General features: G+C 40.9%; 4 protein-coding genes. All 4 read left to right on the forward strand.

Annotation, left to right across the window (positions count from 1 at the left end):
• The first annotated feature begins 570 nt into the window (after positions 1 to 570).
• The 4 genes from argJ (at position 571) to GNE10_RS29680 (ending at position 7,249) form a co-directional block, all read left to right on the forward strand.
• Positions 571 to 1,812 carry a bifunctional ornithine acetyltransferase/N-acetylglutamate synthase gene (argJ, locus tag GNE10_RS29665; protein WP_099071964.1) on the forward strand — a complete coding sequence of 414 codons (1,242 nt, stop codon included), beginning with the start codon at positions 571 to 573 and terminating at the stop codon, positions 1,810 to 1,812.
• Between the two features lie 831 nt (positions 1,813 to 2,643).
• Positions 2,644 to 4,026, forward strand: coding sequence for a CmpA/NrtA family ABC transporter substrate-binding protein (locus GNE10_RS29670; RefSeq protein WP_185569311.1), 1,383 nt, complete (start codon positions 2,644 to 2,646; stop codon positions 4,024 to 4,026).
• Positions 4,027 to 4,205: 179 nt separating this feature from the next.
• Positions 4,206 to 5,045 (forward strand): nitrate ABC transporter permease, encoded by an 840-nt coding sequence (gene ntrB, locus GNE10_RS29675; RefSeq protein WP_185569313.1) that lies wholly within the window; start codon positions 4,206 to 4,208, stop codon positions 5,043 to 5,045.
• A 470-nt stretch (positions 5,046 to 5,515) separates the two neighbouring features.
• Positions 5,516 to 7,249 carry a diflavin flavoprotein gene (locus GNE10_RS29680; RefSeq protein ID WP_185569314.1) on the forward strand — a complete coding sequence of 578 codons (1,734 nt, stop codon included), beginning with the start codon at positions 5,516 to 5,518 and terminating at the stop codon, positions 7,247 to 7,249.
• Positions 7,250 to 7,313: the final 64 nt, after the last annotated feature.

Here is a 7,313-nt window from a genome sequence, read left to right on the forward strand (position 1 = left end):
GGGCAAAGGGCAAGGGGCAAAGGGCAAACGGAATAAACCCTGCCTTTTCCCCTTTTCCCTTTCACCTTTTCCCTTTCACCTTTTCCCTACCCGAAGGGTTTTGCCCCATGCCCCATTCCCTAAGTATTTTCCCGTAATTCTTTACAGAATCTTCATAATAGAACTGGTGACAACCCTCATACCAAAAATGGTATGCTCTGGTAAGTAGATGCACCCTGATGATCTGGAGAGCGACTCAAGTAGCTCTCCTTTTTCGCATTTTCAATTCTTCATAAGAAACGTAAAAATAATTATGCTAAGGGTCAAGTGGTGCATTATTATTTATTGCCATCAGTAAATAAACTCATAATAAAAGCAACTAGGGAGTAGGGAGTGGGGAGTGGGGAGTGGGGAGACAAGGGAGATAAGGTAGACAAGGTAGACAAGGAAAATAAATCCTGATTTTCCAGTCGTCAGTCATCAGTCATCAGTCATCAATCACCAGTCATCAATCACCAGTCAACCGTCAACCATCAACAATCAACACTCCCTACTCCCCACTCAGTACTCAGTAGGTTGTGGGGGAAAACGATGGCAGATTGGCAAAAAATAACAGGTGGCATCACAGCACCAAGGGGGTATCAAGCGGCGGGAATTACTGCCGGATTGAAGCCTTCGGGGTTGCCGGATTTGGCTTTGATATTTTCAGATGTGGAAGCGATCGCAGCTGGTGTATTCACCACTAGTCAGGTAAGGGCGGCTTGTGTAGACTATTGTCGCCAACGCTTGCAAGCTAAACATAGCGCTCGTGCGATTCTCTGCAACGCTGGACAAGCAAACGCCGCTACAGGAAATCAAGGTTGGATTGATGCCCTGGAATCTGGATTGGCGATAGCTCAAGCACTGAATATTTCTTCGGAATCCGTGTTGTTGGCTTCTACTGGGGTGATTGGTCAACGCATTAAGATGGATGCTTTGCGGAGTGGGATTCCCAAACTCGTAGCAGCACTATCAGAAACAGGCTCAGATGCAGCCGCAGGTGCGATTATCACCACAGATTTAGTCACAAAATCCATTGCTTTAGAGACAACCATAGGCGATCGCCCCGTGCGAATCGGCGGTATTGCCAAGGGTTCTGGGATGATTCACCCCAACATGGCAACTATGCTGGCATTTGTGACTTGCGATGCAGCTGTTTCCCCAGGTCTTTGGCAACAAATGTTAGCTAGGGCAGCTGATAGAAGCTTTAATTCCATTACTGTGGATGGTGACACCAGTACTAACGACAGCTTAATCGCCTTGGCAAACGGTCAATCCCGCACCCCAGCAATTACAGAAGTGGGTGCAGAATCAGAGAAATTAGAAGCGATGTTAACAGCAGTTTGTCAACATTTAGCCAAAGCGATCGCTCGTGATGGTGAAGGTGCAACCTGTCTTATAGAAGTAGAAGTGACCGGCGCACACGATGAACTCTCAGCCAGACAAATAGCCAAAACCATCGCAGGTTCTTCCTTAGTTAAATCTGCAATCTTTGGACGTGACCCCAACTGGGGACGTATCGCCGCCGCCGCCGGACGTGCAGGTGTACCCTTTGAGCAAGAAAATTTGCAAATTAAGTTAGGAAATTTCTTGATGCTAGAAAACGGGCAACCATTACCATTCGACCGTGCAGCAGCCAGCGCCTATTTGAAACAAGCAGCCAAAGGCGCTTATCTCCAAGAAGATACGGTATTAATTTCCGTGAATGTTGGCAATGGTCATGGTGTAGGCAAAGCTTGGGGTTGCGATCTGAGTTATGACTACGTGAGGATTAACGCAGAATACACTACTTGAAGAATTCAGAATTCAGAATTCAGAATTCAGTTTTGGTAGTAGCTTGACTCTTGTGGGGTAAGTTCTCTCGCTCGTCCGGGGCGGGCGAGAGAGCTTACCCCACAAGAAATTTTATTACAACATTTAAGGCTTGACACACCACTACACATATATATCTCTGCCGCATTGTTATTTCAAATTGGGCTGATGTTTACTGCAAATATAGGACTCATATTTGATTTGATGAAAAAACTAGATATAAGGGACTTCTAAGTAAAAAAATGTTCCATTGCTATTGTTGACTCTTAACTGTGAACAGTCAACAGTCAACAGTTAACACCAATATTGTTCACAACTGAAATAGGATTGCCATATAGTCCGTACTAGATGGCATTATCAACTGCCATAGTGAATTAAGCTTTTTTACTATGATTACCATTGATTTTTGCTGATAATTACAAAAACCTAAATCATCATTTCTATATAATGGTGTCTATAAATAATGATTTATATATTAAGAATTACTACTATGGTTTCGGCGGATAGATAAATTTTTACTTATACATGTAATCTAATATTTATTTAATAAATAGCTACTCATAGTTAACTAATTTGCCTTTAAAGGCTGTAAACTGATTTCAATCAAGTGAATCACACTTCTGCATTCCACCAGAGCAGATTCAATAAATTCCTGAAATTTTGTTTGAGGCAATAGCAATAGCCATTGAAAAAATGGTGAAATTTGCCTTGCAAAATATAGCTTTATCGCTCATTGAATTGCAAGAATTCTAATGTCTTTCTTGCTGCAATTGTCATGGCTATAAAAATAAAATTTAGATTCGAGGAGATATTATGACGGAATTTTTTAATGGAATTTCTCGCCGCAAATTTATCTTGACAGCTGGAGCCTCCGCCAGTGCTGTATTCCTCAAAGGTTGTTTGGGAAATCCCCCTGAAAATCTAACTGGGGAAGGAACGCAAGCACAGCCAACTGCTCAGTCGGTTGCTAATATTAGTCCCGAACAAACGCCAGAAACGACTACAGTCAAATTAGGATATATTCCGATTGTAGAAGCTGCTCCTTTAATTATTGCTCAAGAAAAAGGCTTTTTTGCTAAATATGGCATGACTAAAGTCGAGCTTTCTAAACAAGCTTCTTGGGGTGCGGCTAGAGATAACGTAGAAATTGGTTCTGCGGGTGGTGGTATTGATGGCGGTCAATGGCAGATGCCAATGCCACATTTAATTACAGAAGGTTTAATTACCAAAGGCAATCAAAAAATTCCCATGTATGTATTATGTCAATTAATCACACATGGAAATGGAATTGCGATCGCTAGCAAGCACCAAGGCAAAGGTATCAGTTTACAACTGGCTAGCGCGAAATCACTCTTCACCGAACTCAAATCTTCAACACCCTTCACCGCCGCCTTCACCTTTCCCCACGTCAACCAAGATTTGTGGATTCGCTACTGGTTAGCAGCAGGGGGTTTAGACCCAGATGCAGATGTGAAATTGCTCACAGTACCAGCAGCGCAAACTGTAGCCAACATGAAAACAGGAACAATGGATGCCTTTAGTACAGGTGACCCCTGGCCTTATCGCCTTGTTCAAGACAAAATCGGTTATCTAGCAGCATTAACAGCAGAAATTTGGAAGAATCATCCTGAAGAATATCTTGCCATGAGAGCCGATTGGGTTGATAAAAATCCCAAGGCAACCAAAGCAATTTTAAAAGGCATTATGGAAGCCCAACAATGGTTAGATAATTTTGATAACCGCAAAGAAGCGGCTCAAATTCTCGCAGCACGCAATTATTTCAATTTACCTTCAGCAGAAATTCTTGCAGACCCATTCCAAGGGAAATATGACATGGGTGACGGTCGCAAAATTGATGATAAATCAATGGCAGCTTACTACTGGAAAGATGAAAAAGGTAGTGTTTCTTATCCTTACAAGAGTCATGATTTATGGTTCATTGTGGAAAACGTCCGTTGGGGATTTTTACCCAAAGATTATCTTGCCAATAATGCTGCTAAAGCTAAAGAACTAGTTAATAAAGTCAACCGCGAAGATATTTGGAAAGAAGCAGCGAAAGAAGCTGGTATTGCTACTGCTGACATTCCTACAAATACATCCCGTGGTGTGGAAGAGTTTTTTGATGGCGTCAAATTCGACCCCGAAAAACCAGAGGAATATCTCAAGAGTTTGAAAATCAAGAAGGTAAATATTTGATTGGGTATGGGGCATAGAGCATTGGGCATGGGGCTTTGGAGATGAGGAAAAAATCACCAACGACTAATGACCAATGACCAAGCGCAAAGTCTGAGCGGAGGTTTCCGACCATCAGAACTTTGTAAGAATGACTAATAACCAATGACTAATGACAAATTCAATTGAGGAGTAGATAGATTATGACCTTAGCACAAAAACGCCCTGCAAACCCTAGATTTAATAATGGTTTTATATCTCGTTTGCAAAAGCAATTTCCTGACCTTGTACCGCCAATCATTGCTATCATTATTTTTCTCATTCTCTGGCAATTATTCGCTTGGACTCCTGGTGCAACATTACCGGGGCCGATACAGGTTATACAAGACACTTGGGTACTGATTTTTTGGCCATTTTATGACCGGGGTGGCATCGATAAAGGTCTGTTTTGGCAGATTTTAGCAAGTCTGCAACGAGTTGCTATTAGTTATACTTTAGCGGCAGTTGTTGGTATTGGCTTGGGGATTTTAATTGGTGTTAATAAAACCATGTCCAAAGCTTTAGACCCCATCTTCCAATTATTGCGGACTGTACCACCTTTAGCTTGGGTTCCCATTTCTCTAGCAGCTTTACGACAAAACGAACCAGCAGCATTATTCGTTATTTTCATTACTGCAATTTGGCCGATTTTAATTAACACTGCTGTGGGTGTTACTCAAATTCCCCAAGATTACAATAACGTAGCCAAAGTTCTACAACTTAGCCGCAAAGAATATTTCATTAACATCTTGATTCCTGCGGCATTACCTTATATTTTCACAGGTTTGAGAATTGCCATCGGTTTAGCGTGGTTAGCGATTATCGCCGCAGAAATTGTTATGTCCGGTATTGTGGGAATTGGCTTCTTTATCTGGGATGCGTATCAAAATAATAACGTGAGCGAAGTTATTTTGGCTCTGGTTTATATCGGTATCGTGGGTTTACTCCTGGATAAAGCAATGGCTTGGCTGCAAAACAAAATTTTACCAGCAGAACAAAAGTAATGTTGAAGAAGAATTCAGAATTCAGAATTCAGAATTCAGAACTCAGAATTCAGGAGTCAGAATTCAGAATCAGGAAGTCAAACAACTTTTGCAGCAAGTTACTAAATTGAGGTTGGTAGTTCAATAACTTGCAATCTGCTGTAAATTTCTCACTGCTCCTTGTAATACGCTTAGGTTCAAGCTTGATTTTTGCGATGCTTCCTGAAAAAGGAAGAAATTAAGCCTCACTTTTGAGGGAAGCTAGGAAACTCTTACTACTAACCCAAGCGTATTTTTCTTTCAATAGTCTCATTCTTGATTAAGAAGTTAATGATAACCATTGAATAAATCAATGGTAAATGAATAGAAATGAACAATAATTTTTTTTGATAGTTAACTTTAAAAATTGGCATTTTACTAATCAAACATTTCAAGTAAATATAAGAAGTAAGCACACTTGCTCTAGCTCATCTCTTGATAGGAGTAATCCAATGGTCGCACTCACACAGCCTCATCAAGTTATTTCCAACACCGGACGTTTAACAATTGAAACTGTTGAAATTGCTCCCGAAACAACTGCTATTCGTTGTTTGGATTGGGATAGAGAGCGTTTTGATGTTGAGTTTGGTTTACGCAACGGTACGACTTATAATTCTTTTTTAATTCAGGGAGAAAAAGTAGCTTTAGTTGATACTTCTCATGTCAAATTTGAGCAATTGTATCTGGAGATACTCACAGGATTAATCGACCCAACAAAGATAGATTACTTGATTATTAGCCACACCGAACCAGACCATAGTGGCTTGGTAAAAAATATTTTACAATTAGCTCCGGACGTGACTGTTGTTGGTGCTAAGATAGCTATTCAATTTTTAGAAAATATGATTCACCAGCCTTTTAAATCAAAGCTGGTAAAAAGTGGAGAATTTTTAGATTTAGGCAATGGTCATCAATTAGAATTTATCTCGGCTCCTAATTTACATTGGCCAGATACTATTTTGACCTATGACCACAAAACAGGAACTCTTTACACCTGTGATGTATTTGGAATGCATTACTGTGATGACCATACATATGATGAAAATTTTGACATCATTGCAGATGATTTTCAATATTATTATGATTGCCTGATGGCTCCTAATGCTCGGTCTGTATTGGCGGCTTTAAAAAAAATTGAAAAATTAGAAATCAAAACAGTTGCTACAGGACACGGGCCTTTACTAAAAGATTATATTTCTGAATGGCTGGGACGTTATCAAAGTTGGAGTTCGGAACAAGCCAAAACAGAGACATTAGTGGCTTTATTTTACGTTGAAGATTACGGGTATAGTGAGTATTTAGTAAGAGCGATCGCACATGGTATTGCCAAAACTGGTGTAGCAGTAGAATTAGTAGCGTTGAATAACAGCGAACCTCAAGAAGTCAGAGAATTAGTTGACCAAGCCGCCGGTTTAGTGATTGGAATGCCTCCCCAATCATCAGATGTTCCTCAAGCGGCTTTAAAGACTATCTTAGCTGCGGCTCATAATAAACAAGCCATTGGTTTATTAGAGTCTGGGGGAGGAGAAGACGAACCTGTTTTTCCCTTACGCAATAAGTTTCAAGAACTAGGATTAATAGAAGCCTTTAGCCCAATTTTAGTAAAAGAAATTCCCACCAAAGTTATAGAACAATTGTGTGATGAAGCCGGGACAGATATGGGTCAATGGTTGAACCGCGATCGCACAATCAAACAAATCAAATCCATTGATAATGAATTAGAGAAATCCTTAGGAAGGATTAGCACAGGATTGTATATTATCACCGCCAAAAAAGGCGAAGTTCAAAGTGCAATGTTGGCTTCTTGGGTAACGCAAGCAAGCTTGAATCCTTTAGGTGTAGCCATCGCCGTAGCCAAAGATAGGGCAATAGAATCATTAATGCACGTTGGCGATCGCTTTGTTCTCAATATTTTAGAAGAAGGCAGATATCAAGGATTAATGAAACATTTCCTCAAGCGTTTTCCTCCCGGCGCAGACCGCTTTGCCGGCATCAAAACCTATCCTGCTGCTACCAACGAATCCCCCATTTTAGCCGAAGCTTTAGCTTATCTCGAATGTCAAATCACCAGCCGCATGGACTGTGGCGACCATTGGGTAATTTACAGCACCGTCCAAACCGGTCGAGTCGCCAAAGTCAACGGACTTACCGCCGTCCATCACCGCAAAATTGGCAATCATTACTAAGAAAGGGAACAGGGAACAGGCAATAGGCAAGAGTCTGTAGTTATTTTTCCCTCACTCCCTCATC

The organism is Nostoc sp. 2RC (assembly GCF_014222165.1).
GTDB classification, from domain to species: domain Bacteria; phylum Cyanobacteriota; class Cyanobacteriia; order Cyanobacteriales; family Nostocaceae; genus Nostoc; species Nostoc linckia.

Coding starts and splice junctions, on each gene's coding strand:
- argJ (WP_099071964.1), top strand. CDS start 571: ATGGCAGATTGGCAAAAAATAACAGGTGGCATCACAGCACCAAGGGGG.
- GNE10_RS29670 (WP_185569311.1), top strand. CDS start 2,644: ATGACGGAATTTTTTAATGGAATTTCTCGCCGCAAATTTATCTTGACA.
- ntrB (WP_185569313.1), top strand. CDS start 4,206: ATGACCTTAGCACAAAAACGCCCTGCAAACCCTAGATTTAATAATGGT.
- GNE10_RS29680 (WP_185569314.1), top strand. CDS start 5,516: ATGGTCGCACTCACACAGCCTCATCAAGTTATTTCCAACACCGGACGT.